At 63.6% G+C, this 25106-nt stretch carries 26 protein-coding genes and 1 tRNA gene; 12 read left to right on the top strand and 15 right to left on the bottom strand.

Going from position 1 to position 25106, the window contains the following annotated elements:
• Positions 1-234 precede the first annotated feature (234 nt).
• Both aroB and BLW56_RS03760 read right to left on the bottom strand, forming a co-directional pair.
• Positions 235-1329, bottom strand: a complete 1095-nt coding sequence (aroB, locus tag BLW56_RS03765) for a 3-dehydroquinate synthase (protein ID WP_093509303.1) — start codon at positions 1327-1329, stop codon at positions 235-237.
• Positions 1329-1907: a shikimate kinase gene (locus tag BLW56_RS03760; protein WP_093510764.1), complete on the bottom strand. Its 579-nt coding sequence runs from the start codon at positions 1905-1907 to the stop codon at positions 1329-1331. Before BLW56_RS03760 ends, aroB begins: the two co-directional genes overlap by 1 nt.
• A 130-nt stretch (positions 1908-2037) precedes the next feature.
• Between BLW56_RS03760 and BLW56_RS20550 the strand changes: the two genes are divergently transcribed.
• The 5 genes from BLW56_RS20550 (at position 2038) to BLW56_RS03740 (ending at position 7516) form a co-directional block, all read left to right on the top strand.
• On the top strand, positions 2038-2193 hold the full coding sequence (locus BLW56_RS20550; RefSeq protein ID WP_177175803.1) for a hypothetical protein: 156 nt from the start codon (positions 2038-2040) through the stop codon (positions 2191-2193).
• The gene (locus BLW56_RS03755) at positions 2190-4007 is read left to right on the top strand and encodes a hypothetical protein (protein ID WP_093509302.1); all 1818 of its coding nucleotides are present in this window, start codon (positions 2190-2192) and stop codon (positions 4005-4007) included. Before BLW56_RS20550 ends, BLW56_RS03755 begins: the two co-directional genes overlap by 4 nt.
• Positions 4000-4923, top strand: coding sequence for a tyrosine recombinase (locus tag BLW56_RS03750; protein WP_093509301.1), 924 nt, complete (start codon positions 4000-4002; stop codon positions 4921-4923). Before BLW56_RS03755 ends, BLW56_RS03750 begins: the two co-directional genes overlap by 8 nt.
• A 9-nt stretch (positions 4924-4932) precedes the next feature.
• A complete protein-coding gene (locus BLW56_RS03745; RefSeq protein ID WP_093509300.1) occupies positions 4933-5880 on the top strand; it encodes an acetyl-CoA carboxylase carboxyltransferase subunit alpha in 948 nt (315 codons plus the stop codon).
• 136 nt (positions 5881-6016) lie between these two features.
• Positions 6017-7516 carry a M48 family metalloprotease gene (locus tag BLW56_RS03740; RefSeq protein WP_371262200.1) on the top strand — a complete coding sequence of 500 codons (1500 nt, stop codon included), beginning with the start codon at positions 6017-6019 and terminating at the stop codon, positions 7514-7516.
• Positions 7517-7590: 74 nt separating this feature from the next.
• Here the strand turns inward: BLW56_RS03740 and BLW56_RS03735 are convergent, their stop codons facing one another.
• Positions 7591-7758 (bottom strand): Flp family type IVb pilin, encoded by a 168-nt coding sequence (locus BLW56_RS03735; protein ID WP_093509299.1) that lies wholly within the window; start codon positions 7756-7758, stop codon positions 7591-7593.
• A 380-nt stretch (positions 7759-8138) separates the two neighbouring features.
• On the opposite strand from BLW56_RS03735, the gene BLW56_RS03725 reads away from it, so the two are divergent.
• Complete coding sequence (locus tag BLW56_RS03725) at positions 8139-8567, top strand: (deoxy)nucleoside triphosphate pyrophosphohydrolase (protein ID WP_256203280.1); 429 nt, start codon at positions 8139-8141, stop codon at positions 8565-8567.
• Here BLW56_RS03725 and BLW56_RS03720 read toward each other — a convergent pair.
• Complete coding sequence (locus BLW56_RS03720) at positions 8564-9355, bottom strand: methyltransferase type 12 (protein ID WP_256203279.1); 792 nt, start codon at positions 9353-9355, stop codon at positions 8564-8566. The two genes, BLW56_RS03725 and BLW56_RS03720, sit on opposite strands and share 4 nt — an antisense overlap.
• An 84-nt stretch (positions 9356-9439) precedes the next feature.
• On the opposite strand from BLW56_RS03720, the gene BLW56_RS03715 reads away from it, so the two are divergent.
• The 4 genes from BLW56_RS03715 to BLW56_RS03700 all read left to right on the top strand — a co-directional run bounded on the left by BLW56_RS03715 (position 9440) and on the right by BLW56_RS03700 (position 11178).
• Positions 9440-10321 carry a ComF family protein gene (locus BLW56_RS03715; RefSeq protein WP_093509296.1) on the top strand — a complete coding sequence of 294 codons (882 nt, stop codon included), beginning with the start codon at positions 9440-9442 and terminating at the stop codon, positions 10319-10321.
• A 4-nt stretch (positions 10322-10325) separates the two neighbouring features.
• Positions 10326-10586: a glutaredoxin 3 gene (gene grxC / locus BLW56_RS03710; RefSeq protein ID WP_093509295.1), complete on the top strand. Its 261-nt coding sequence runs from the start codon at positions 10326-10328 to the stop codon at positions 10584-10586.
• A gap of 1 nt (position 10587) precedes the next feature.
• Complete coding sequence (locus tag BLW56_RS03705) at positions 10588-11052, top strand: DUF1178 family protein (RefSeq protein WP_093509294.1); 465 nt, start codon at positions 10588-10590, stop codon at positions 11050-11052.
• A 49-nt stretch (positions 11053-11101) separates the two neighbouring features.
• Positions 11102-11178 (top strand) — tRNA-Arg (locus BLW56_RS03700).
• Here BLW56_RS03700 and BLW56_RS03695 read toward each other — a convergent pair.
• Positions 11179-11430 carry a response regulator transcription factor gene (locus tag BLW56_RS03695; RefSeq protein ID WP_256203278.1) on the bottom strand — a complete coding sequence of 84 codons (252 nt, stop codon included), beginning with the start codon at positions 11428-11430 and terminating at the stop codon, positions 11179-11181.
• Positions 11431-11803: 373 nt separating this feature from the next.
• Between BLW56_RS03695 and BLW56_RS03690 the strand changes: the two genes are divergently transcribed.
• Both BLW56_RS03690 and BLW56_RS03685 read left to right on the top strand, forming a co-directional pair.
• Positions 11804-12484: a helix-turn-helix domain-containing protein gene (locus BLW56_RS03690; RefSeq protein WP_093509292.1), complete on the top strand. Its 681-nt coding sequence runs from the start codon at positions 11804-11806 to the stop codon at positions 12482-12484.
• Entirely contained in the window at positions 12481-13917 is a 1437-nt protein-coding gene (locus BLW56_RS03685) for a hypothetical protein (protein WP_093509291.1), read from the top strand. Before BLW56_RS03690 ends, BLW56_RS03685 begins: the two co-directional genes overlap by 4 nt.
• Positions 13918-14009: 92 nt before the next feature.
• On the opposite strand, the gene BLW56_RS03680 is transcribed toward BLW56_RS03685, so the two are convergent.
• The 10 genes from BLW56_RS03680 to BLW56_RS03635 form a co-directional block, all read right to left on the bottom strand.
• A complete protein-coding gene (locus BLW56_RS03680; RefSeq protein WP_143043364.1) occupies positions 14010-14576 on the bottom strand; it encodes a hypothetical protein in 567 nt (188 codons plus the stop codon).
• A gap of 8 nt (positions 14577-14584) precedes the next feature.
• Positions 14585-15310 carry a C39 family peptidase gene (locus tag BLW56_RS03675; protein WP_093509289.1) on the bottom strand — a complete coding sequence of 242 codons (726 nt, stop codon included), beginning with the start codon at positions 15308-15310 and terminating at the stop codon, positions 14585-14587.
• A 16-nt stretch (positions 15311-15326) separates the two neighbouring features.
• Positions 15327-15737, bottom strand: coding sequence for a hypothetical protein (locus tag BLW56_RS03670; RefSeq protein WP_093509288.1), 411 nt, complete (start codon positions 15735-15737; stop codon positions 15327-15329).
• 82 nt (positions 15738-15819) lie between these two features.
• Positions 15820-16338, bottom strand: a complete 519-nt coding sequence (locus BLW56_RS03665) for a hypothetical protein (protein WP_093509287.1) — start codon at positions 16336-16338, stop codon at positions 15820-15822.
• A gap of 194 nt (positions 16339-16532) precedes the next feature.
• On the bottom strand, positions 16533-19598 hold the full coding sequence (locus BLW56_RS03660) for a sensor histidine kinase (RefSeq protein ID WP_093509286.1): 3066 nt from the start codon (positions 19596-19598) through the stop codon (positions 16533-16535).
• A gap of 72 nt (positions 19599-19670) precedes the next feature.
• The gene (locus tag BLW56_RS03655) at positions 19671-21329 is read right to left on the bottom strand and encodes a PAS domain-containing sensor histidine kinase (protein ID WP_093509285.1); all 1659 of its coding nucleotides are present in this window, start codon (positions 21327-21329) and stop codon (positions 19671-19673) included.
• A gap of 114 nt (positions 21330-21443) precedes the next feature.
• Positions 21444-22157, bottom strand: a complete 714-nt coding sequence (locus tag BLW56_RS03650; protein WP_093509284.1) for a response regulator transcription factor — start codon at positions 22155-22157, stop codon at positions 21444-21446.
• Positions 22158-22302: 145 nt separating this feature from the next.
• Complete coding sequence (locus BLW56_RS03645; protein ID WP_093509283.1) at positions 22303-22935, bottom strand: response regulator transcription factor; 633 nt, start codon at positions 22933-22935, stop codon at positions 22303-22305.
• A 105-nt stretch (positions 22936-23040) separates the two neighbouring features.
• Positions 23041-23892 carry an FAS1-like dehydratase domain-containing protein gene (locus BLW56_RS03640; RefSeq protein ID WP_093509282.1) on the bottom strand — a complete coding sequence of 284 codons (852 nt, stop codon included), beginning with the start codon at positions 23890-23892 and terminating at the stop codon, positions 23041-23043.
• Positions 23892-25055 carry an acyl-CoA dehydrogenase family protein gene (locus BLW56_RS03635; protein ID WP_093509281.1) on the bottom strand — a complete coding sequence of 388 codons (1164 nt, stop codon included), beginning with the start codon at positions 25053-25055 and terminating at the stop codon, positions 23892-23894. Before BLW56_RS03635 ends, BLW56_RS03640 begins: the two co-directional genes overlap by 1 nt.
• Positions 25056-25106: the final 51 nt, after the last annotated feature.

The following is a 25106-nucleotide window of genomic DNA, read 5'->3' as shown; positions in this document are numbered from 1 at the left end:
CCCCGGATCAAGTCCGGGGTGACGAGAGCGCCGTATCCTCCCTGCGGCGGAGCCGTGGGGAGGGGGACCGTCGCCGCAGGCGATGGTGGAGGGGCTGCGACGCCGCGTCAAACGCCCCTCCGTCAGCCCTTCGGGCTGCCACCTCCCCATGGCTGCGCCACAGGGAGGAGATTAGCGGCAACTAACGGTCGTTAGCGGCCAATATCGGTCTTGTTCTACCCGGAAGCCTTGGATTCAGGCGTCCAGAAATTCGGCGACCGCGTCGAGCCCATAATCCTCGGTGACGAAGCTCCGTCCGATGCCGCGGGTCAGGATCAGCGGCAGTTTGCCGCCGCGCACTTTCTTGTCGTGCGCCATATGACCGGCGAGCGTTGCGCCGTCGGTGTTGACCCCGGCACTGGCGAGGCTGTGCGGCAGGTCGACGCTCGCCAGATGCGCACGCACCCGCTCGGCGTCCTCGGCGGTGCAGAGGCCTCTCGCGGCCGAGAATTGATGCGCGAGGACCATGCCCGCAGCCACCGCCTCGCCGTGGAGCAGGCGGTCCGAATAGCCGGTTTCGGCTTCCAATGCGTGGCCGAAGCTGTGGCCGAGATTAAGCAGTGCGCGGATATCCTGCGTCTCGCGCTCGTCGGCCGCGACGATCCGCGCCTTGGACGCAACGCTGTGGGCAATCGCATGCGCGCGTGCCGAGCTGTCGCCCGCGAGCAGCGCCGCGCCATTGCTTTCGCACCAGGCAAAGAAATCGGCGTCGTCGATCAGACCATATTTGACGACCTCGGCATAGCCCGCACCAAGTTCACGACGCGGCAGCGTTTCGAGCGTCGTCGGGTCGATCACGACCAGTGCGGGTTGATGGAAGGCCCCGATCAAATTCTTTCCGGCGGGCACGTTGATCGCCGTCTTGCCGCCGACGCTGCTGTCGACCTGCGCCAGCAAGGTGGTGGGCACCTGGATGAAATTGCAGCCGCGCTTGACGATGCTGCACGCGAAACCGACGAGATCGCCGATCACGCCGCCGCCCAGCGCGATGACATGGTCGCCGCGTTCAACGCCTTCGCCGATCAGCCATTCGGTCAGCCGCGCAAGACCCGCCCAGCTCTTCGTGCCTTCGCCCGGTTCGAGGACGAAGGAGGAGAAGGAGATATTTTCCATGGCCAGCGCGGTGCCGAGCGGGATCAGATAATGATCGGCGACATGGGTGTCGGTGACGATCATCGTGCGCGGGCGTTTAAGCAGCGGCGCGACATGCGCGCCGATCTCGCGGATCAGTCCGTCGCCGATCAATATCGGATAACTGCGGCTGCCGAGTTCGACGGTCAGGCTTTCCATTACGGATTTTCCCACTTTGACAGGGCCTCGAGGATCGCGCGCACCGTATGGTCGTGCGGTGTGCTCGCCGAACTGACGCGAATATGCGCCTCGGCATAGAGGGGATTACGGATCGCTGCCAGTTCGCGCAGCACCTCGCCGGGGTCGCGGTTTTTGAGCAGCGGGCGATGGCTGCGGCGGCCGACGCGTTCGACGAGCGTCGGAATGTCGGCGTCGAGCCAGATGCAAAGGCTGCCCTGCAGGATCAGGGCGCGCGTCTCTTCATTGACGAAGGCGCCGCCGCCCGTCGCGAGCACCATCGGCTTTTCGCCGAGCAGGCGGGCAATCACGCGCCGTTCGCCGTCGCGGAAATGCGCCTCGCCAAAGCGCGCGAACATGTCGGAGATGGTCATGCCTGCCGCGCGCTCGATTTCATCGTCGGCGTCGGCGAACCGCATGCCGAGGCGTTGTGCGAGGCGGCGGCCGATCGTCGATTTCCCCGACCCCATCAGACCGACGAGCACGATCGACCGGTCGCGGATCGACGCGGGGATGGCCCCTGAAGAAATCGGGCCCGGGCTTTTCGGGTTTCGCGACATGGTGCGCGCGGCTATACCGCCCATGCGGCGCGGGACAATGGTTTTACTGCCTGCGCAATATGGGACGAACGGCAGGCATTGGATATTGCGCACACGGGGCAGATCGGGAAAGAGCCGTTGGATTGCACGATTGATCGTGCTGGCACTGGCGATAACGGCTTTCTTTTTGTTCCTGCTGTTCCTGGGCCGGCCGATCGAGCCGCGAATGATTGAGGTGGATGTGACCGACAAGATTGCCGCAAGCGCGCTGCCCCAGAGTGATGCGTCGGAAGGCCATGTCCAATGAAGATGAAAACGCTGACGCTGACGCTGGGGCTTTCGGGCACGGCACTCGCTGCCGCGCTGGTCCTTCCCGCGCTCGCGCAGGAATCGCTGTTACCCGAAGGTTTCGGTAACCCGGCCGATACGCCAGCACCGCGGCCGACCCCCGCGCCGACGCCAAGCGCGACGCCGACACCGAGTTCGGCACCGGTTAACGGCAGCGCCCCGCCGCCCGCGGTGCCGACGATCGGGACGACGAGCGCGAGCGCAGCCGCTGAAGGCGGCGAGGCGGATGAGGAGGGCGAAGAGACCGAATCGGGCGGGCTGAAATATGACCTGCCGCCGGGCGCGCGTCGTCTGCTGACGCGGGTCGGGCCGCTGACGCCCGAAACGGGCGGGCTGGCGCCCGATGCCTTTGGGGTGCGCGGCCAATATGCCGCTGCGATCATGCGCAAGACGAATGGCCAGCTTGCCTCGCGCTGGGCGCAGATATTGCTTCGTCGTTCGCTTGCCTCGGCGATCGACACGCCCGACACGATCAACGGCGCCGACCTTGCCGCCGATCGTGCGTCGCTGCTGCTGCGCATGGGCGAATCGATCATCGCGCGCCGGATCGTCCAGTCGGTCGACTATGACCGCGCGAGTCCGCGCCTCGTCGCCGCGGCCCAGCAGACCTATCTTGCCAACGCCGATCCGGCGGGCATGTGCCCCTATGTCCCCGCAGGGCTTGCGCATGGCGATGAGCAGGCGTGGCGGCTGACGTCGGCCATCTGTTCGGGACTGTCGGGCGAAGCCGGGCCTGCGGGCTGGGCGATCGGCCGCGTGCGGTCGAGCGGCAAGATTTCGAACTTCGACATATTGCTCGCCGAACGTGTGCTCGGTGCGACGGGCGCCGGCCGCCGCTCGACGACGATCGAATGGGATAAGGTCGACCGATTGACGAGCTGGCGCTTCGGCATGGCGACTGCGACGGCGATCCCGGTGCCCGACGCGCTGCGCACGGCGGCGCCGTCCAATATCAAGAGCTGGACGGTTCTTGCGCCGATGACCGACATGGCGAGCCGCATCGCCGCCGCACCCGAAGCGGCCGCGCGGGGCGTGCTGTCGAGCGAGGCATATGTTTCTTTGCTAAGTGCCGCGGCGAGCGAGGAAGAGCCCACCGAAACGGTCGCAGCGCAGACCGAGCAGCTGCGAGGCGCATTCCGCTTGGCGACCGGTGCTGACCGCTATGCGGCGATGGAGCGTCTGTGGGGCGCTGGCGCCAATCCGACCGGGCGTTATGCCGCGATGGTTGCGACCGCGCGCGCTGCGGCCGCGCTGCCCGTCAATACCGATGTCGGCGGCGATCCCTGGCAGTTGCTGGGGTCGATGCTGGCGGGCGGCTATGATGAGAATGCCGTCGCATGGGTCCCGACGGTTTCGGTCGGCAGCCGCGCATGGGGCGTGCTCGCGGTGGGATCGCCGCGGCCGCTTACGGGCATGAGTGCCGGAGCGGTCGGCCAGTTCGCCGGCGACGACGATAGCGCCGAAGCGCTGCGATCGAAATTCCTGCTTGCCGGTCTGGCCGGTCTTGGACGGCTTGATGCGGGTGCGGCGGCGTCGGCTGCGGGCGACCTCGAGGTCGATCTGGGCAAGCAGACGCGCTGGTCGCGGGCGATCATGGCGGCGGCCGAACGGCGCGAGCCCGGTATGGTGGCCTTGCTTGCTGCGGCGGGATTGCAGGGCGATTGGGCGGATGTCCCGCCCTATCACCTCTATTATATCGTCAGGGCGCTGCGGGACGTCGGTCTCGCATCCGAAGCGCGCATGATCGCCGCCGAAGCGCTGGTGCGTGTCTGACGGCGTTCTGATTGACCGGTTTCTGGAGATGATGGCGGCCGAGCGCGGAGCGTCGCGCAACACGCTGGCCGCCTATCGCCGCGATCTGGAGCAAGCGGCGGAGTGGGTGAAAGGTCCGCTGGCGAACGCCGATGCGCCAACTTTGCGTGGATTGATGGCGGACTATCGATCGCTTGCGGCGAGCAGCGCCGCGCGCAAGCTCTCGGCCCTGCGCCAGTTTTTCGCTTTCCTGGAGGGCGAAGGCGAGCGCGCGGATAATCCTGCGCTCGATATCGCGCGCCCCGCGACCCGCAGGCCGTTACCGCGCATCCTGACCCACGATCATGTCGAAAAGCTGTTCGCGCAGGCCGAGGAGGAGGCCGCGGGAGACGCGCCGCCCGCCGCCTCGGTGCGGATGCTGCTTTTACTGGAATTTCTTTATGGTTCGGGTTTGCGTGCCAGCGAACTGGTGTCGCTTCCTCGCCGGGCGATAGCCGGCGAGCGCCAATATCTGATCATACGCGGAAAGGGCGACAAGGAGCGGCTGGTCCCATTGTCCGAACGCGCGCGCGCCGTACTCGATCGCTGGATGCCGTTTCTCGCCGATGGGTCGCCCTGGCTGTTCCCGTCGGGCAAGGCGCATATCTCGCGCGTGCGGTTGTTCCAGATGCTGCGTGATCTCGCTGCGCGCGCGGGGATCGACCCGGCCGCGATCAGCCCGCATGTCCTGCGCCACGCATTCGCCACCCATTTGCTCGAGGGGGGCGCCGATCTGCGCGCGCTGCAATTGATGCTTGGTCATGCCGATATCGCAACGACGGAAATCTACACCCATGTTGACAGCCGCCGCCTTGTCGAGCTGGTCAACAAGCGGCATCCGCTGGCAAGGATGGATGGCACCCACCCCGAAGTTGACGTTGCCGCGCCTTCGTCCTAGCGCTCGCCTATGACAGCCTTTCTGGATTTCGAAAAACAGGTCGCGGCGCTCGACCGGCAGATTGCCGAGTTGCGCGAAATGGGTGACGATCCCACCCTCAACATCGACAATGACATCGCGCAGTTGGAGGATAAGTCCTCGAAATTGCTTCGAGATATCTATTCGAAACTGACGCCTTGGCAAAAGACGCAGGTCGCGCGACACCCCGATCGTCCGCATTTCAAACATTATGTCGCCGGGCTGTTCGACGATTGGATGCCGCTGGCCGGCGACCGCAATTTCGGCGACGATCAGGCGATCCTTGGTGGGTTGGCGCGCTTCCGCGGTCGCCGCGTGATGGTCATCGGCCACGAAAAGGGCGACGACATCCCGTCGCGAATGAAGCATAATTTCGGGATGGCGAAGCCCGAGGGCTATCGCAAGGCGATCCGCCTGATGCAGCTCGCGGATCGTTTCGGACTGCCGGTGGTAACCCTGGTCGACACGTCGGGTGCCTTTCCGGGCATCCAGGCCGAAGAACGCGGCCAGGCCGAAGCGATCGCGCGGTCGACCGAACAATGTCTGGCGCTTGGCGTGCCGATGGTCGCAGCAGTCGTCGGTGAGGGCGGTTCGGGCGGCGCGATTGCGCTGGCCGCCGCAAACCGTGTGCTGATGTTCGAACATGCCGTCTATTCGGTGATTTCGCCCGAGGGTTGCGCGTCGATCCTTTGGCGCACATCGGACAAGGCGGCGGATGCCGCTGCGGCGATGAAGATGTCGGCGCAGGATCTGCTGGGACTGAAAATCATCGACCGGATCGTCACCGAACCCGTCGGCGGCGCGCATCGTGCCCCCGAGGTCGCGATCAAGGCGCTGGGCGATGCGATTGCGCAGGAACTGGACGCATTGGCGGGTCTGCCGCGCGAGACGTTGCTCGCCGCGCGCGAGGATAAATTCCTGGCGATGGGCCGCGCCTAGGCGTGTTCCGGCGGAACCCGATCACGGGTGTTCGCGTTCCCTTTTTCGAAATCGGCGGCCGCGCTTCATTGCGCGGCTTGCCTTGTCGCACGATGGGAATATCCCTGTCCGACGGAATTGAGTGGGAGGCATTTCGATGAGCTGGAAGAACGGAAAGAAGCTGGCGGTCGTACTGGCGATGGGCGGCCTCGCTGCGACCGGCGCGGCTGACGCGCAGCTGAAGGCGATCAAGACCGCGACGAGCATTTCGCCTGCCGAACGCAAGCAGGGCACCGATGCGCATCCCCAGTTGATGGCCGAATTCGGTGGAGCCTATAGTGGCCCGCAGGCGGCCTATGTAAATCGGATCGGGCAGAATATCGCCGTCCAGTCGGGCCTGTCGCGCTCGCCCAGCGATTTCACCGTCACCTTGCTGAATTCGCCCGTGAACAACGCCTTCGCGATCCCCGGCGGCTATGTCTATGTCACGAGGCAGCTTATGGCGCTGATGAACGACGAGGCGGAGCTTGCCGGGGTGCTCGGGCACGAAGTCGGCCATGTCGCCGCGCAGCACAGCAAGAAGCGTCAGTCGGCGGCGACGCGCAACCAGATCCTCGGCGTGCTCGGCGCGGTGCTCGGTGGCGCGATCGGCGACAATGGCGGGTTGCTCGGCGGTCTGGGTGGGCTCCTCCAGAATAATTCGCTGCGCGTCGCGCAGCTTGCGACGCTCGGCTTTTCGCGCAGCCAGGAATTGCAGGCCGACCAGCTCGGCGTCCAATATCTGCGCAGCGCAGGATATGACCCGCTCGCGCTGTCAACGATGCTGACGAGCCTCGCCAACCAGACGACGCTCGATGCCCGCCTGGCGGGCGGCGACGCGCGTTCGCTTCCCGAATGGGCAAGTACCCACCCCGATCCGGCCTCGCGCGTGCGCAATGCACAGACGCTGGCGAGCAGAGTGGGCGGCAGCGGCGGCAATCGCAATGCCGACGCCTTTCTGGCCTCGGTCGACGGCGTGCTTTATGGTGACGATCCGGCTCAGGGCGTGGTCGAGGGGCGCGACTTCCTGCATCCCGACCTCAAACTGCGTTTCACCGTGCCGAATGGCTATGGCATGCAAAATGGCGCTGATGCGGTATCGGTCAGTGGCAATGGCGGGCAGGCGCAATTTACGACGGGGCCGTACAGCGGCGACATGAACGCCTATATCGGCGCCGCGTTCAAGGCGGTCGCCGGAAATGCGTCGATCACCCCCGGCGCGGTCCAGCGCACGACGGTGAACGGCATCCCGGCATCCTATTCGACGGCGCGCGTGAATACCCAGTCGGGGCAAGTCGACGTCACCATCTTTGCTTATGAATTTTCACGCAGCAGCGCGTTTCACTTCGTCACGCTGACGCAGGCCGGTGCGGGCAGCGTGTTCAACCCGATGTTCAACAGCGTCCGGCGACTGAGCGCAGCGGAAGCGGCGGCGATCAAGCCGCGGCGGATCGACGTCGTGACCGTCGGGCGCGGCGATACGGTTGCCACGCTCGCGCGGCGGATGGCCTATAGCGATTATCAGGCCGAACGTTTCCAGGTGCTCAACCGCCTGACCGCGTCAAGCCGCCTGACCCCGGGGCAGAAAGTGAAAATCGTCGTTTACGCTAGTCGTTGACGCACAAAAAAGGGCGGCCTTGACGGGCCGCCCTTTCTTTTTGTTCCGTCCGGAAAAACCGGGCGTTACGTCAATTAGCTCTTCTTCAGGCCGCTATCGACCTTGTTGAAGGTGTTGGTGACGCTGTTACCAACGGCGCCCATCGCGGCGATGCCGGCGACGGCGATCAGAGCTGCAATGAGGCCATATTCGATGGCGGTCGCGGCTTTGGTATCGCGGACGAATTTCTTGATGAACTTCATGACTGGTCTCCTGATTTCACTTACCCTGTTGACGGTCTGGTCTGGGTCAACATCAGCGGGTTTAGAGTGAATAGGTTTTGAAAATCTTAATGTGGAAGTGCGCGCCCGGAATGGCGATCCCGAAATGAGACGCGGCCGTCCGCCTACATATTATCGGTCGCAGCGGTCGACACCTTGCCCCACATGTTACCGGTAGAATTGGCGACATTTCCCACCGCGGCGAGGGCAGCGATAAAGATAAGGGCCAGAATCAGCCCATATTCGACGGCTGTAGCGGCTCTGGTCGACCGCATCAGCCTGTAAAAGTTTCGCATTGTTCCACCCCTGACTGAAATTATAGTTCCCGAGGGTGCCCATATTTACACAGGAAGGTTAACAATTTGTCCGTGTCAGAAGCCGGAAAGCCGCAGAAAACCTCGCTTGTCGTCGTTGCGGCGGCGCTTGTCGACCGCGACGGGCGATTGCTCGTCCAGCAGCGCCCCGAGGGCCTGTCGATGGCGGGGCTGTGGGAGTTTCCGGGCGGGAAGCTGGAGCCCGGTGAAACGCCCGAGCAGGCGTTGATCCGCGAACTCGATGAGGAGCTGGCGATCGATGTCGACCATGCCTGCCTCGCACCCGCCTGTTTCGCGAGCGATATGCTCGGCGACCGGCACCTTCTTCTGCTGCTTTACGTGTGCCGCAAATGGCGCGGGACACCGGTCGCGCAGCATGCCAGCGCGCTTCGCTGGGTGCGCCCAGTCGAACTACATGGCCTTGACATGCCGCCCGCCGACAAGCCGCTGATCGGCTTGCTGGAGGCGCTGGTCTAGTCTTTCGGCTTCAGCGCCGCAGCCAGCGAGGCGGTGCCGCTGCCGCGCCGTGCCGGTTGGGGCTGGTCGGGATGCGGCGCCCAGCCGCTGAAATGGACGAGGCGAAATGTTTCGCCGATACGGCCGTCAGGGTCGGCCTGGTCCGCGAAAGCGGCTGCAATCCGCATGGCTTCTTCGCGCGTCAATGGCGGGGGCGCTGGCGCGAGCCGGCTCGACAGGCCTGCGGCCCGCAGATCGCGCGCAAGGGTGAACCAGTCGCCATAGCGCACCGTCAGCGCTTCGACATCGACGACGGGTAAGGTGAAGCCGACGCGCTGGAGCAGATTGCCCATCGCGGAAAGGTCGATTTGCGGATGAAGGCGCGCGATCGCACGCACGCCCTCGGTAACGACCGAACGACGCAAGCGCGGCAGGCTGCCGTCGCCGACAAAGGCGCCGAGCAACAACCCGTCGGGCGCTAGCAGCGCGCGGAGGCGAAGCAGCGCGCCCGGCACGTCGTTGACGCTGTCGAGACCGCCGGGCCAAAGGATGAGATCGAAACTGGCGAAGGGCAGGTCGATGGCGTCGGCCTCGACCGCGATCGCGCCGGTTTCGGCCGCGAGGCGCGGTCCGGCTTCGACGAGCGTGAGATCGGTATCCGCCGCGCGCAGATGGTCGACGAGCGTCCTGTCATGTGAACCGATCAAAAGGGTGCGGGGAAACGCACGCGTCACCATCGTCAACCGGTCGAGCAGCGTTTCGGTGATGATTGGCGCAAGAAAGTTGGCCGACGCGGGCAGGCGCGCCATGCGGTCGCGCTGGGCGCGATGGCGGGCGGCGGAAAATAGGGGGCGGGGCGGTTGCGACATGCGCCGCTTGTGCCGTCCCCGGCGATGCGGCACAAGTCGGGGATGGCGACGGCGACGGGGGATGTCGAAAAAGACGAAGCGCCGACAGGGGCGTGGCGCGGCGGTTTGCGCGTCGCCGCCCGTGCGATCGTCGACTATGCCTTGCCGCCGCGCTGTCCGGGCTGCGGAGTCGTCGTGGTCGAAGACCGGCAGTTTTGCCTGACCTGCTGGTCGTCGCTCGATTTTCTCGATGGCCCATCCTGCTCATGCTGTTCGATCCCGTTACCGAGCGCCGTACCTGGCGAGCCGGTCGCGTGCGGTGCGTGCCTCGCGGGCGCCCCGCCGTTCGAGCGCGCTCCCGCCGCCGTCGCTTACGGTCCTGTCGCGCGCACGGTGGCGCTGCGCCTTAAATATGCGCGGCGAACGGGACATGCGCGTCTGATGGCGCGGTTGATGGCGCGGCAACTCACCATGCTGGGCGATATCGACGCGATGCTGCTCGTTCCGGTGCCGCTGCATCGCTGGCGGCTCTGGTCGCGCGGGTTCAACCAGGCGGCACTGGTGGCCGACGAATTATCGCGGCTGACCGGCGTACCGCACGACCATCATCTGCTTTTGCGGGTCAAGGCGACCGCATCGTTACGCGGCAAGGGGCGGCGCGAGCGCGAGCGCATCGTTGCGGGCGCATTTGCGCTGGCAAGCGATGCCAAGGCGCGCGCGGCGGATCGTCATCTGGTGCTGATCGACGATGTCCATGCCAGCGGCGCAACGCTGCGGGCCGCGTCGCGCATGTTGGGACGCTGCGGCGCAGCGCGCGTATCGGCGCTCACTTGGGCAAGAGTGGTCCCCGAAGCCCTGATGACCGGCAACATATTTGACTTTGCTTCGTTGGATTCCGATATGACGGACCTAGTGATGACAGGATAGCCACATGGCCAAGATCGAAGTGTTTACGAAATTTTTCTGCCCCTATTGTTCGCGCGCCAAGGCGTTGCTCGATCGCAAGGGTGTCGAATATCAGGAAATCGACCTGACGACCGACCGCGCCGGGTTCGACGCAATGGTCTCGCGCGCAGGCGGGGCGCGTACCGTTCCTCAGATTTTCATCGACGGAAAGCATATCGGCGGCAGCGATGATATGGCGGCGCTCGACGCGCGTGGTGGGCTCGACCCGCTGTTGGGGCTGGCCTGACTTGATCGTTTTCGACCTTTGTTGTGCCGCCGGAGATCACCGTTTCGAAGCCTGGTTCGCGAGCAGCGAGAGCTTTTCGGATCAACAGGCGCGCGGGCTGATCAGCTGCCCCGTGTGCGGCGATGACAATGTGAAAAAGGCGGTGATGGCGCCTCGGGTCGGAGCGAAGTCGAATCAACTCGTCGCTCAGATCGCTGCCAAACCCGCCGTTTCGGAGGAACCGTCGCCCGAACTGGTGCGCAAACTTCTTGCCGATATTGCTGCGAAACAAGCCGAAATGCTACCACAATCGCGTTGGGTGGGCCGCGATTTTGCCGACGCCGCGCGTGCGATGCACGAAGGCCGCGCGACCGAGGATCTGATCCACGGCCAGGCGTCGCCCGAGGAGGCGCAATCGCTTCGCGATGACGGGATCGCCGCGATGCCGCTACTTGTACCGATCGTCCCACCCGAGGCGGCCAATTAATCCATTGCGATTGACGCTTCGCGCGCTGCGCCGCTACACGAGCGGCGGCGCACCCGTAGCTCAGCAGGATAGAGCATCAGATTCCTAATCTGGGGGCCACTGGTTCGAATCCAGTCGGGTGCACCATCATTTGAGTTCGAAAAGTGTCGGTTCGTCGGGCGATGGTGTTTCGATGACGAGCAGCCCGAGGTGCATGGCTTGGGTTATCAGGTGCGCGCGGTTGCGGGCATTCAGCTTCAATCGCACATTTTCGATATGCCGTTCGACGGTTCGCGGAGCGATATTGATCTCGAGCGCGATCTGCTTGGCCGAGCAGCCGACTGCTACCAATTCGAGTATTTGATGCTCACGAAAGGTCAAATGCGGTTCGACGTTCAAAGCGTTTCGATGCACGGTGCAATCCCCTGACACCCAAGGCGTAGACACTTTGCGACCGACGAGCATCTTTTGCGCGGCAATTGCCGCAACCCACCTGCTCTGGCTTAGATGATATCCCTTTGCGCGCTGTTTAGCAATTAACCTAAGCTAATTAACCATATAGCGACACTGCGTATGTCAATATAGCTATGACATTGAAATCAAGTCGTAATCCATCCTGAAACGCTAAGGAAATTTACGTAAGTGATTTTGCTGGGCGGTTCATACACACAGATTCCTTGGTTTTTATGCGGATGGATTCAACACCCGCAAAGGCAGATGAGACTCGCAAACGGGGTCGCCGCAAATACCAATTCCAGATTGGAGACGTGGCGTGCAAGGTCTGTCGACAGAATTCCAACGTGGATCCATTCCACAGGATACCATCCTAAAATTTCGTAAAGGCGAGATTATTTTTTCGCAGGGCGATCCGGGCGATTGCTGGTTCGAAGTCATCTCCGGAACCGTTCGAACGTGCCATTTTCATGTCGACGGGCACCGCCAGCTGACGGGCTTTTTCTACCAGGGTGACGTGTTCGGCGTCGAATATGGCGCGCGGGACGCTGCGGCCGAGGCGGTCACCAACACGATCCTCACTCGCCGTGCTGCGTCGAATGGCGACCCTGATTCACTCGGACAGAACCGCGCGCTCGAACGGGCGCTGGACAGTGCGAATCAATGCATATTCTTGCTCGGCCGCCGCAATGCCAATGAGCGCGTTGCGGCGTTTCTGTTGATCGCGGCCAAGCGGCTGTCGGCTTTCGGTAGCGTTCCGTTGCCCATGACGCGGGGCGATATCGCCGATCACCTCGGCCTGACGATCCATACGGTTAGCCGGACGATTTCAGGCTTTGTGCGGCAGGGACTGATCGAACTTGAGGGCCCCCAATTGTGCCGGCTGGTCGATTTCGATGGGCTGCGCGCAATCGCCGGTGAAGAAATGGGCGTTGCGATCGATCATATGCGTAGCATGCCGGAGCGCCGGCCGTTTACAGGTCAGGGAGCAGGGGTATGAGCAGCATGATCGCCCCGCCCGTGCTGCGCCATGTCGGCGTGGCTGCTGTCGGCCTCTCGACAGTCTTCGTTCCGTCACAGGCGAGCGCGCACGAAACCCCGGCGCTCGAATGTTTGTGCGCTGCGCTTCCCTTCCTCGACACCGCGCCAACTTGGAATGCGGCTGCGTCCGGGGCGGGTGGCATCGCCGAGAGCACCCCGGCCGCAGGTGCGCAGAGCGAGATCGACGCACAACGCCAAATCCTCGCCGCACAACGTGCGCTGATCGATCAGCAAAATGCGATGCTCGTCGAGCAGCGGCAACAGATCGTGAAGATGCAGGGGCAATTGATAACCCAGCAGGCACAAATCGACCGACTCTCGTCCTTCGCCCTCGCCGAAGCACCGCTGGAGATGTTCCGCGGAACCGGCATGGGGGGGCAGGGCGCCGGCCCCGCGCTTCCGGGCCCGGGAAGCGACTCGGTTGCGCTGCCCGACGCGCCCGTGGGCGAAGCGCCCCCACCGGAGGAGCCGCCCGAACAGCGTGTCGCTGCGGTTCCCGAGGGGCAGGGCGTATTGACGCGCGCCGGCCATCTTATCTTCGAGCCTTCGTTCGAATATACGCGTTCGTCGACCAATCGGCTCGTCTTTCGCGGTATCGAACTGATCCCGGGCATCCAGATCGGATTGATCGAGGCGACCGACGCCGACCGCGACACGCTCGTCGGCACCGCATCGCTTCGTTACGGCATCAGCGACCGGCTCGAAGCCGAAGTGCGGCTGCCTTATCTTTATCGCAACGACAGGATCGAGGTCGTCCAGCAGCGCGATGAAGGGATCGTCCGGTCGATCGCTTTACGCGAGGACGGGATCGGCGACGCCGAATTTTCGCTGCGGTACCAACTCAACCGGCCGGTCGGGCAGAAGCCGATCTTCGTCGGGTCGCTGCGCGTCAAATCGGATACGGGCAAGGGGGCGTTCGATATCGGCTATGACGAGTTCGGCGTCGCAACGGGCCTTGCCACGGGGTCGGGCTTCTGGGCCGTCCAGCCAGGCATCAATTTCCTGATGCCGTCGGATCCCGCAGTCATCTATGGCGGTCTCGCCTATCTTTATCATATCCCGCGCGACGTGAACAAAATGGTCGGTGACGTCCTGATCGGACGCGTCGATCCGGGTGACGCGGTTTCGGCCAATGTCGGTTTCGGCTTCGCGCTCAATCCGCGCTTCTCCTTCTCGCTCGGTTATCGCCACAACTATATCTTCCCGACCCGCTCGGAGATTGGCGACACGATCCAGAAGTCCAACTATATCCATGTCGGTTCGCTCAATTTCGGCATGTCTTATCGTCTGACGGCGCGCGACGTCCTGAACCTCGGCTTCGAAATCGGGGTGACCGAGGATGCACCCGACGTATCGATCACGCTGCGCATGCCGTTCGGCGGAAAGATATAGGTCTTCGACGTTCCAACAATCGCGACAAAGAAAAGCCCCGCCAAAAGGCGGGGCAGGTGAACCGTTCCTGTGAAACAGGATCGGGGGGTCGTTCAGTTGCCGAGCGCGCTGACCGTCTGTGCGCCCATCACGGCGCCGATCGCATCGCTCATCCGGGTAGATGCCAGCGCGTCGCGGAAACCTTCATAACCGCTGATGTCGAGTACGGCGTCGACCTGCTGGTTCAGCGAGACGTTGCTGGCGGTGTTGATCAGGACATTCTGGATCGCATCGGTGCTCTGGATCAGTGCCGTTTGGCCATTGTTCGCCAAAAATACCGGCTGGTCGCCGACGCGCATGGTGATGCCGCCGCTGGTCAGGATGCCGCCCTGTATCTGCGCCGCGTCGACCGCGGTCAGGGCCGGCGAGACGAAGCGTTCGATCGACTGTCCCTCCGGGGTCCAACTGATGACCGTGCGGAGCGCCAGCTCGTCATTCACGAAGCTGCGGATATCGGCACCGAATGCGATAACCATGCCCTGAAAGGCAAAGCCGCCACGCTGTGTCGCGAGCACCTCGTCCGACACCGTCTCGGCCCCGGCGAGCGGATCGCCGCCCGGGGGTTCGCTCGCGGCGAGCAGTATGGGGGCGCAGGCAAGCAGGAGGATGCGGGGGGACATGATGAGCCTCATTTGACGGTGCCGACGCGCACATCGAGCAGGATCTGCGGCGTCAGCTGATATTGCGGGGGGAGGTTGGTCGTCAGATCACCGACCGAAACATGGAGCGCGCCGTCCTCTTCGAGCGGCGCCCGCGACCAGGGCCCCCAGTCGCCGGCAAGGTTGAATGCGGGGCGTTGCTTGCCCCCTTCAACGATGGCCAATGCAATGCCGTTCCAGTGCTTTTCGAAATCGCTGAGCGAATATTCGTTGAGACCGAGAACCGAATCACCGGTGAGCACACGGTCGCCGCGAACGCCCTTGATCACGACAAAATGCTTGAAACCGTTCAGGTTCATCAGAACGATTGTCGGACGCTTTACCTGCTTCAACTGCTCGGCCGTGATCCGGAATCCTTCGGCGCGATAGCCACGTGAGGCGAGATAATTCTTCATGTCGAGCATCGAGAAGCCGACTTTGCGGATCGCCTCGCGGTCGCCCTTTTCCCACATTGCGCGAAAGGGCATCGTTTCCGATGTCGGCGCGCCATAATGATAAGTGAGCAGGGTCGCGACGGCGGCGGATCCGCAGCTGAAGTCGTAGCGCTGGCGAATGACGGAACGGAAGGGGATATCCCACCAGGTCATCACCTCAAGCTGATAGCTGCCACCCGTCTCGGGTCCGGTCAACCGGACCTCGGCAGCAGCAGGTGTCGCCGCCAAGGCGCACACCATGCCCGCGATCAAGGCTCGCATGGGCCGCACGGCGAATTCAGTCGCCGAGGTTGATGGTCAGGTTCATGCCGCTCTGGGCGCTGACCTGCGCACCGGTGTTGATCAGCAGATTGCCGACACCGTTGAAATTCGAAAGAGCGAAATCGCTGAGCGTGACCGCGCCAGCGGTATAGTCGCCCTTCAGGATGTTGCCGCTGACGATCGAATCCATCGTCTGATTGGTAATAACGAGCGATTGGCCGCCGCGCAGCGTGTCGAGCTCGGTATCTTTCAACATCGGCGATTTGCGTTCGGGGTGCGCTGCGACCGCCGGAGCAGTTACCACGATGTCGGTCGGGACAGCCTCGGTAATCAGGGGAACCGCCGCATCGGGGGGCGGCAGTTGCGCCGATACGGGTACGGACAAACCTGCCAAGGCCAATAGGACCGGGACGATCGGGGGTTTCATGACGGGGCGCTCCTTGAATGCGTAACTGGAAGAAATGGCCGGCCCGTCAGTGGAGCCGGGCCGGCCATCCGGGGGGACTTGATCAGTCGCCGCCGCCGTCGCCGCCACCGGCTGCCGGAGCAGTGGTGTCGCCGAAGCTGACGGTGCCTTGTGCGGCGATGTTGGTTGCTGCCTGGGTGTTGGCGTTGATGCCCGTGTTCCAGGCGGCGTTCAGGATGCCGGCATAGGCAGCAAAGGCGTTGCCGCGGACCGAGTTGTTGCCGCTGTTGTAGCCAACCGAAGACGGCGTACCGTCTTCGCCGTCCAGATCGACGACTTCGTCGAGGTTCTGGTTGGTGTTCGTGGCGGTCAGGACCTGGAACGCGAGGACGCTGTTGTTGCCATTGCCCGAGCCATTGCCGTCATTGTCCTGGAAGCTGTCGGCGGCATTGTCCTGCACGAACAGGTCGATCAGGTCGTTGACGACGATGGTGTCGTTGCCGATACCGTTTGCAGCACCGTTGGTGCTGTTGTCATTGTCCTGATTCTGTTGCGCGAAGGCCGGAGCGGCCGTTGCAACTAGAGCCAGCGTCGACACCGCCAGCATGACTTTCTTCATCATGACTTCTTCCTCTCGATAAAGGGGATGGCTCGCGATGCCCGAACGGCATTGCTGATGCGGATCCTCCCCGACTCCGTCCGCATCGGTGCGAACAAGGCGATCATGATCCGCACGGGCGTCGCCCGCTTTGCGAATTCACAATGTCGGGGGTGGGGAAATACCCAGATGATCCCGGTGGGTGGATTTGCAGAGGGTCAGCCGGAGCCGGAATCGTCCGCGCCGCCTGCGAAATATTCCTTGATCCGTTTCCATGGGCCCGCGCGGCGAGCGTCCTTATAGACGAGGTTCGCTGTAAGGCTCAGCGACACGGTCGTGCCTTTTCCGGGCGCACTGTCGATTGAGAATTTGCCGCCGATCCGTTCGGCCCGTTCGCGCATGGTGATCAGCCCGAAATGGCCTTCGCGCCGTCCCGCGCGCAAAATGGCGTCGGGGATGCCCGCGCCATTGTCGCGAAACCGGATCGTCAGGTCATCGCGGTCGAAGCGCACAATTATGTCGACTTCGGTCGCTCCGGCATGATGCGCGATGTTGAAGAGCGCCTCGCCGCCGATGAGGGCGATTTCGGACGCGACGAAAGGATCGACCGGACATGCTGTGCCCTCGACCTCGACTGTCACCTGAACCGCCGGGTAGAAGGGGTGCGCCTTGACCAGATTGCGGATGACGTTTTCCAGGTCAGTGCTATCCTGATGCCCACGGAGTGCCTGAACGCGTTCGCGACCTTCGAGAATTACGTCGTCTGCCAGATTCAATGCCTTGTGAAGCGAGGCGCGTTCCGCATTCTCGCGCGGCATGCGGTCGGCGACAGCCTGGAATTGCAGCACAAGGCCCTGGACGCCCTGCAGCAACGTGTCGTGCAGGTCGCGGGCGATCCGTTCGCGCTCACTGACGCGCTCCTCGAGCCGGCTGCGCAAGCGCCGCATCGCTTCGGCATAGCGCCACTGCAATATCGCCCATGCCAGAAGAAGCCCCGCCACGACGCACAACAGCAGGAACCAGCGCGACTGGGTGAAGGTCGGCGGGATCTCGAAATCGACGGCGGCGCCCTCTTCGTTCCACACGCCATCGTCGTTCGCGGCAACGACGTGGAAGCGATAAGATCCAGGGGGCAGGTTCGTATAGAAAGCCTGCCGCCGCGTACCGGCGTCGACCCAGCCCCGATCCTGCCCTTCAATGCGGTATCGAACCCGCGTCGCGCGCGGGTTGGAAAAGTTGAGGACGGCAAAGTCGATTTCGACGTCGGATGTGCCGGCAGGCAGTTTGATTCGACGCGGATCGCGATATCGTCGATCGGCGAACAGCCCGCTGATCGCAACGTTGGGCGGGCTGCGCGTGCGCGCAATATCTTCGGGATCGAGCCATAAGGTTCCCGTCTGGGTTGCTATCCACAAACGCCCGTCGCCGCCGCGAACGATCGAACGGCGGCTGTGATCGTGCGGCAGGCTTCGAAGGCCATCGAGGGCGCCGAACACGCGGACCGGCACCGCGGCGCGGGGATCGGCGAAGGCCTTATCCAGCCGGCCGGGTGCGATCTGCATGATCCCCGCAGGGCCAGCGAGCCAGCTTTCGCCGCCAGGTATCACGACCATGCCGTTCACGCCGCTGAACGGCGGCATCCGGTTCGCGGATATCGACTGGAAGCGTCCGCCTCGAAGCCGGGCAAGGCCGAACCGGCCGGCAACGAACAGGCTGCCGTCGGGCGCGGGATAGAGCGCGGCATCGTCGGGCTCATAGCCATGCCAAGGTATTGCGGTTCTGATCGACCGTGCGCCCTCCACCCGCGCGAGCGTGCGGTCGTTCCATTGAACGAAAACACGCCCGTTCGCGTCCGTAGTCATGGATTTGGGAATGAAGTCGCGGCTCGACGGGCCGAAAGGCTGATCCCAAGTCGCGCCGCGCCGCCGCGCCATCCCACCGAGCGACGCGGTGATCCAATAATCGCCGTTCGTGTCGAAGGCGCAGTCATAGATTGTCGAATTGAGCGGAATCCGCCCGGCAAGTTGCCGCACTTGCCCATCGCGCCAGGCGAACAGATTTTTCCGCACACCGATCCATATGGAACCGTCGGGGGCCTCGCAAAGCGTGTTCGGTTCCGCCAAGGGGTGGAAGATCGCTTCCGGATGTCCGCCGGGGCGGACGCGATATACCGTCGATGCCTGACCGATATAGACTGTGCCGTCCGATGCCCGGAGCAAGAGGTCGCCGAAGGCGGCAGGGTCCGTAAGACCGGGCTCGAAACGCACCGTCGCGGGCCAGAAGCGGTCGACGCCATTCTCGGTACCCGCCCAGATATTGCCTTCGGCATCCTGCGATATCGCAGTCGTCGCATTTGACGACAGCCCGTCGCGCGCGGTGAAATGCTCGACGCTGGCGACAGCGTCGGCCTGGCTGGCGGCTCCTCGTGGATCGGGCCGGGCGACGCGCTGGATTCCGTTATAATAGGTTGAAATCCACAAATTTCCCTCGCGGTCGAACATGGGCCAGCCGCGAATTTCGGCGGCGTCGGTTGCATAGGGAAACCGCAGCGGTGGCGGGGCGCCGTGTCCGCCGGGACCGGTGATCGGATAGGAGCCGCCCTGTTCGGTCAGCCAGACGCGTTCCTGCGGATCGAGCGAGAGCCGGCCCAGCGCGCGTTCTTTCTTGCGCACGATCTCGAAGCGCTCCTTGCCGGGAGACATGCGCGCGACCGACCCCGTGAAGGAAACCCAAACGGTGCCGTCGCGCGTGACCACCATACTGAACGGATTGTCGATCGGCGCGGCGGCTCCGGTCCCGAACGACGTCCATCGACCGGCGCGATAGCGCAGCAACGGCAGCCCGATCCGTTCGGTCAGCACCCAGATCGTACCATCGCCGGTTTCGTGCATCGCCTGAACCCGGTCGGGCGAACGCGGCACATCCAGAAAACGAAACCGACCGTCGCGATAAACTGCGAAGCGGCCCGAGCGTCCGAAATTGGTCCAGATATCGCCGTTGCGGCGAACGAGGATGGCCGATGGCGGGCCATTCCGTATCAGATCGATACCCTCGCTGACATTGTCGAACCGGATGCCGTCGAACCGGAACAGGCCGTTCGCGGACGCGATCCAGATATAGCCGCGCCGTCCGTGCTTCACCGCAAAGACCGGTTTGGGCGCGTCGCTTTCTTCGCTCCAGTGGCGGTGATGATATTGATAGACCGAACGCTCGAACGCAGCCATCGCGCTGCCCGCGGAGAAGGCGGACAGGATGCAGATCAGGATGGCGATCAGTTTCCGCATCGTGGCCCCTCCAACGGGAGAAGCCTAGCTTCGCCCGACGCGTGGGCGAAGCATTAAAATGCCGAGGCGAGTTCAAACTTGCGAGGGCCACCTTGTTTGTGGGGTCACGCGGCTGACGGGAAGTTTGACGCGGACCATCGCACCGCCACCGTCGAGATTCTGGATATCGATGCTGCCGCCATGCGCGCCCGCGACCGATTGGCAGACCGCAAGGCCGATCCCCATTCCCGTTTCTTTCGTTGTGAAGAAGCCCTTGAAAACCTTGTCCAGATTTTCGGGTGCGATCCCCGGTCCCGAATCCGTTACCGCAATTTCGATCCAGCCGACGCTGTGGTTGCTCTCGATCTGCACCGACCGTTCGCTGCTCTCGCTGCCGTCGATCGCCTGGAAGCTGTTGACCAGCAAATTGACGAGAAGCTGATTCAGCTGGACCCTGTCACCGCTGATTCTCGGCAGGTCGGGTGCGAGCCGGGTGGCGATCACGATACGCCTTTCGCGGCTTTCGCGGCCGATGAAGCGCAGCGCTTCGTCGACCACGTCGTTGATGTCGAGGTCGGTCCAGACGGGCTCGCGATTTGCGGCCATGCGCTGGATGCGCAAAATAATCTCGTTGGCATGCTCGGCGCTTTCGATGATGCGCTCGATCCGGTCGGCCACCCGATCGAGCGACCCGCCGCGCGACAGCCACCGCATACTGGCGCCGCCGTTGGCGACGATTGCGGTCAGCGGCTGCTTCACTTCATGCGCGATCGTCGCGACCATTTCGCCCAGCATGGAAATGCGTGCGGCGTGGGCAAAGTCCGCCTGCAATTGACGCAATTCGGTCTCTGCGCGGACCTGGTCGGTGATGTCGACCATCGTGATGAAGGTGACGGTCATATCTTCGGGCGGGCGGGGAAAGGTCACGAGGAACAGCACGTCGAGGGCCCTGCCGTCGAATGTGTTGATCCTGATCTCTTCGATATGGTTTCGCTCGCCGTTGAAATGTGCGGTCATCACGCGCACCGCCGCTTCGGGTGTCGCCTCGAAAATATAGCGGACGGGATTCAGAAACTGCACTTCGGTGCCGCCGAGCATCGCAACCGCGGCACGGTTGACGTCGGTGACCACGACCGTGTTGCATGCAAATTCGACCAGTTCGGGATGCCGGGCAAGATAGGAGGCGATGTCGGTGACCCCCTGCATGCGCAAGGTCTCGAAGGCTTGCCCGGGGCTGCGCGCATCGACTTGCCACAACGGAACCGGCATATGTTCGAGGAGCCGTTTGAAGCCGCCGGGCTCGACCGAAGAGTGAAGGGCGGGGGCCTCCTCGTCTCGCTCTCTCGTCCGGGCGGGAGAGGGGGGCTCGGAGTGCTCCGGGACGGGCCCGAATTCGACAAAGCTTGCGGGGCGTCCCGCTGCGCCGCTGAATCGGACAATCCGGACTGCGACATCGATGAAATCTCCGTCGATCCGGCGGCGCGTTACGGTTCCCGACCAGTCCTCGCTGTCACCGATATCGTCTCGGTTGATCCAGCTTTCCCATGCGAGCGGATCGAGACAATATCCGATCGTCGTACTCGCGGGCCAGCCATAAAGGCGGGTAGCGGCGGGGTTCCAGAAGCGGACGATTCCCTCCGCGTCATAAACGATGATGCTCTGCGTCGCCTGTTCGACGATGCCGGAAAAGGGCGGAGCATCGTCGCCGGTCAATCCGTGCGCTTCCGCCTCTCCTGCGCCGTTTTCATGCATCGTTCCGCCCCCGAATTCGATAGAATGTCATCTTTGTTTTCATTGTTCAGGGAAGAGCGCGATCGCCGAAAGTCCGGTGTCTATGTTCTCCTGCGCTTGGCGAGACCGTGCCGTTCAGGTCGCGTAAGCGGCTCTCCCGCCGATGGGGGCTGGCGGTCTTGCAGCAATTTTCGGCACGTCAGATACGGCTCGGCCGTCCGCCGGTCGCGGCAGGTGCGGCGCAATGGTTTCCCACGACCGAACCAGATCGCTCGCCGACGCCAAATTCATTTTGCGCATCACATTGCTTCGGTGCAGTTTCACCGTCACCTCGGTAATCCCGAGATCATAGGCGATCTGTTTGTTCAGTCGCCCCATCGCGACGTGCTGCATGACCTCGCGCTCGCGCGGCGTCAGCGCAGAGAAACGCTCGAGGTGCCCGTTGCAGATCCAGCTGGCTCTTCGCTGCGTACAATCGCGCGCAATCGCCGTCTGGATCGCGTCGAGCAGCGTCTGGTCGCGAAACGGTTTGGTGAGGAAGTCGATCGCGCCCGCCTTCATTGCCTGCACCGACATCGGTATGTCGCCATGGGCGGTCAGGAAAATGACGGGCTTGCCGCGGCCCGGTCCCGTGCAAAGCTGCCGCTGGAAATCAAGGCCGCTCGCGCCGGGCATGCGGACATCGAGGATGAAGCAGCCAGGGCGGTCGGGCAGCGACGCCTTTTCGGCCTCGGCCGGCGATCCGAAACCAATGGCGTCGATGCCGACCGATGCGAGCAGGTTCGCCACTGCGTCGCGAATGGCGTCGTCGTCGTCGACGACAATTATGAGGGGATCATCATTCTCCATGACTTCCTCCAGCGCGGCGTGGGCGTGTGGTCGCTTGACGTGTGACGTTGCAAAGTGGCGCGGTGCCCGGCGCGAGGATAAATGGCGGTCGCCGATATGCCATCCCCGTCGCCGGGAGCCCTCGCTGCCCCGTTCGGGGGTGGAATCAGGTGCCCAACATGCCCCGCTCCATCGCCACGGTGACCGCGCGGGTGCGATCGTTGACGTCGAGCTTGACGAAGATATTCTTGAGATGCGCCTTGACGGTTTCTTCGGCGAGGCCGAGCGCCGCGGCAGCCTGTTTGTTCGCATGTCCCTGCGCGACGAGTTCGAGGACCGACAACTCGCGTTCGGTCAGGGGTTCGTCGGCGACATGCAGCGCGATCTGTTCGGACACGTCGGGGTCGATATGCCGTTTGCCGGCATGGACGGCGCGAACGGCGTCGACGATTTGCGTGCGCAGGCTGTTCTTGAGCAGATAACCGGTCGCTCCGGCGCGGAGCGCGCGCACCGCCTGGGCGTCGCCCGCATAGGTGGTCAGGACCAGGATTTTTGCAGATGGTGCTTCAGCGCGGATCGCTGCCGTTGCCTCGACCCCGTTCATTCCGGGCATCTGCAGGTCCATCACTACCACATCGGGATACAGCGATCGAAATTGTTCGAGTGCCTCAGCCCCGTCGCCGGCCTCGCCAATGACGAGCAGGTCCGACTGATTGCCCAGCATCGCCGCGACGCCGGCGCGCAGCACCGGGTGATCGTCGACGATCAATATCCTTATGGGGGGACGGTCTTCACTCATGGCTGGAATGTCCCGAGCTCCGCGCGGTTCCGGGCACCGGCGCGCGTGTCGCTGCAATCGTCATTAATCGGATCGGCGACAAAGGAACAGCGACAAGTACGTGCGTCATTTTCCCATCAGGCCTATCTCGGCACGCATCGTCGTGCGTCCGGTCGCGTCGCACGCCCACGATCGCACGGCATCGCCTTCGCGGGCGAGGCAGAGGTCGAAGGGCGCTCCGTCGATCAGCGGCGCCTCGGCACGGAAGTTGAACCAGCGTGGAAGTGTACCCGGCGCGGTGCGCAGGAAATGATCCATCAGCAGGGTCGCGATCAGCGGGCCGTGGACGACGAGACCGGGGTAGCCTTCGACATCGCGGGCATAGTCGCGGTCATAATGGATGCGGTGGGCGTTGAAGGTCAGCGCCGAATAGCGGAACAACAGCGCCGCATCTGCCGCCAGGCTGCGCGTCGCATCGGCGGGTTCGCGTTCTGCCGGCGCGACCGGGGCGGGGGCGGCAGGTGCCATCGGCGCGGGTTCGCGAAAGACGATGTCCTGTTCCTCGCGAATGGCGGCGATACCGTCGGCCGTGACATCGTGGCGCAGCGTGACGAACAGCAGGTTACCGCTCGCTCCGCGCTTGGGCTTGATGGCCTCGATCGTCGTGACGCGGGTCAGCGCGGCGCCGACCGCGACGGGCGCCAGGAACTCGATGCGGCTGCCAGCCCACATGCGGCGCGGTAGCGGAACGGGCGGCAGCAGGCCCGTTCCGTCGCGGCGCGGATGACCGTCCTCACCGATCGCCGACTGGCGCGCGGTGGGCAGGAAATAGAGCCAATGGCCGAGCGGTGGGACGGTGCCTGGCACCCACGGTGAGACATCGTGATCGAGCAGGGCCGCGAGACCGGCGAGCGGCGCTGCGGTCGCGGTATCCTCGCGCGTTTCGCTGCGGCCGACCCAGGCGAAATAATCGTCCATCAGAAGCTCTTGGGCAGGCCGAGCGCGTGGGTGGCGACATGGCTGAGGATGAGGTTCGTACTGATCGGCGCGACCTGATAGAGCCGCGTTTCGCGAAATTTGCGCTCGATGTCATATTCCTCGGCAAAGCCGAAGCCGCCGTGCGTCTGGACGCACATATCGGCCGCGTACCAACTCGCTTCGGACGCCAGCATCTTCGCCATATTCGCCTCGGTCCCGCAGTCGTGCCCGGCGTCGAACATCCGCGCGGCGTTGTCGACCATCCCGGCGGCGGCGGCGATCTGGACATAGGCGCGCGCGATCGGGAACTGGACGCCCTGATTTTCGCCGATCGCGCGGCCAAAGACCGAGCGGTCTTTCGCATAGGCCGTGGCACGGTCGATAAAGAAGCGGCCGTCGCCGATGCACTCCGACGCGATCAGGATGCGTTCGGCGTTCATGCCCGACAGGATATAGCGAAAGCCTTTGCCCTCCTCGCCGATCAAATTGGCGGCGGGGACTTCGAGATCGTCGAAGAACAGCTCGGTCGTTGCGTGGTTCAGCATCGTGCGCACGGGACGGATGGTGAGGCCGTTGCCGACCGCTTCGCGCATGTCCACGAGCAAGACGCTCATCCCGTCGGAGGGCTTGGCGCTTTCGTCACGCGGGGTGGTGCGGCAGAGCAGGACCATCAGGTCCGAATGTTCGGCGCGGCTGATCCAGATTTTCTGCCCGTTGACGATATATTTGTCGCCGACCCTTTTGGCGAAGGTGCGGATGCGCGTCGTGTCGGTGCCCGCCGTGGGCTCGGTTACGCCGAACGCTTGAAGACGGAGATCGCCGTTGGCTATCGCAGGAAGATAGGCCTGCTTTTGTGCGTCCGATCCGTGTTTGAGCAGGGTGCCCATCGTGTACATCTGGGCGTGGCAGGCGCCGCCGTTGCAGCCCGAACGATGGATTTCCTCAAGCACCGCGGTTGCGGCCCCGAGCCCGAGTCCCGAGCCGCCATAATCCTCGGGAATCAGGACTGACAGAAAACCCGCCTCGGTCAACGTGCGCACGAACTCCGCAGGATAAATGCGGTCGCGGTCGAGCTTTTGCCAATATTCGCCGGGGAAATCAGCGCAGAGGCGACGCACCGCCTCGCGGATTTCGGGATAGCTCTGCGGTTGTGCTTCGGACATTGACGTTCGGCTCTCCCCTGTAGGTCGGGGAGAGCCTTAGAATGCGAAGCT

Origin of the sequence: Sphingopyxis sp. YR583, assembly GCF_900108295.1 — a bacterium.
Taxonomy (GTDB): domain Bacteria; phylum Pseudomonadota; class Alphaproteobacteria; order Sphingomonadales; family Sphingomonadaceae; genus Sphingopyxis.
The sequence above is the reverse complement of the archived record's forward strand: the minus strand, read 5'-3'. Positions and strand labels throughout refer to the sequence as shown.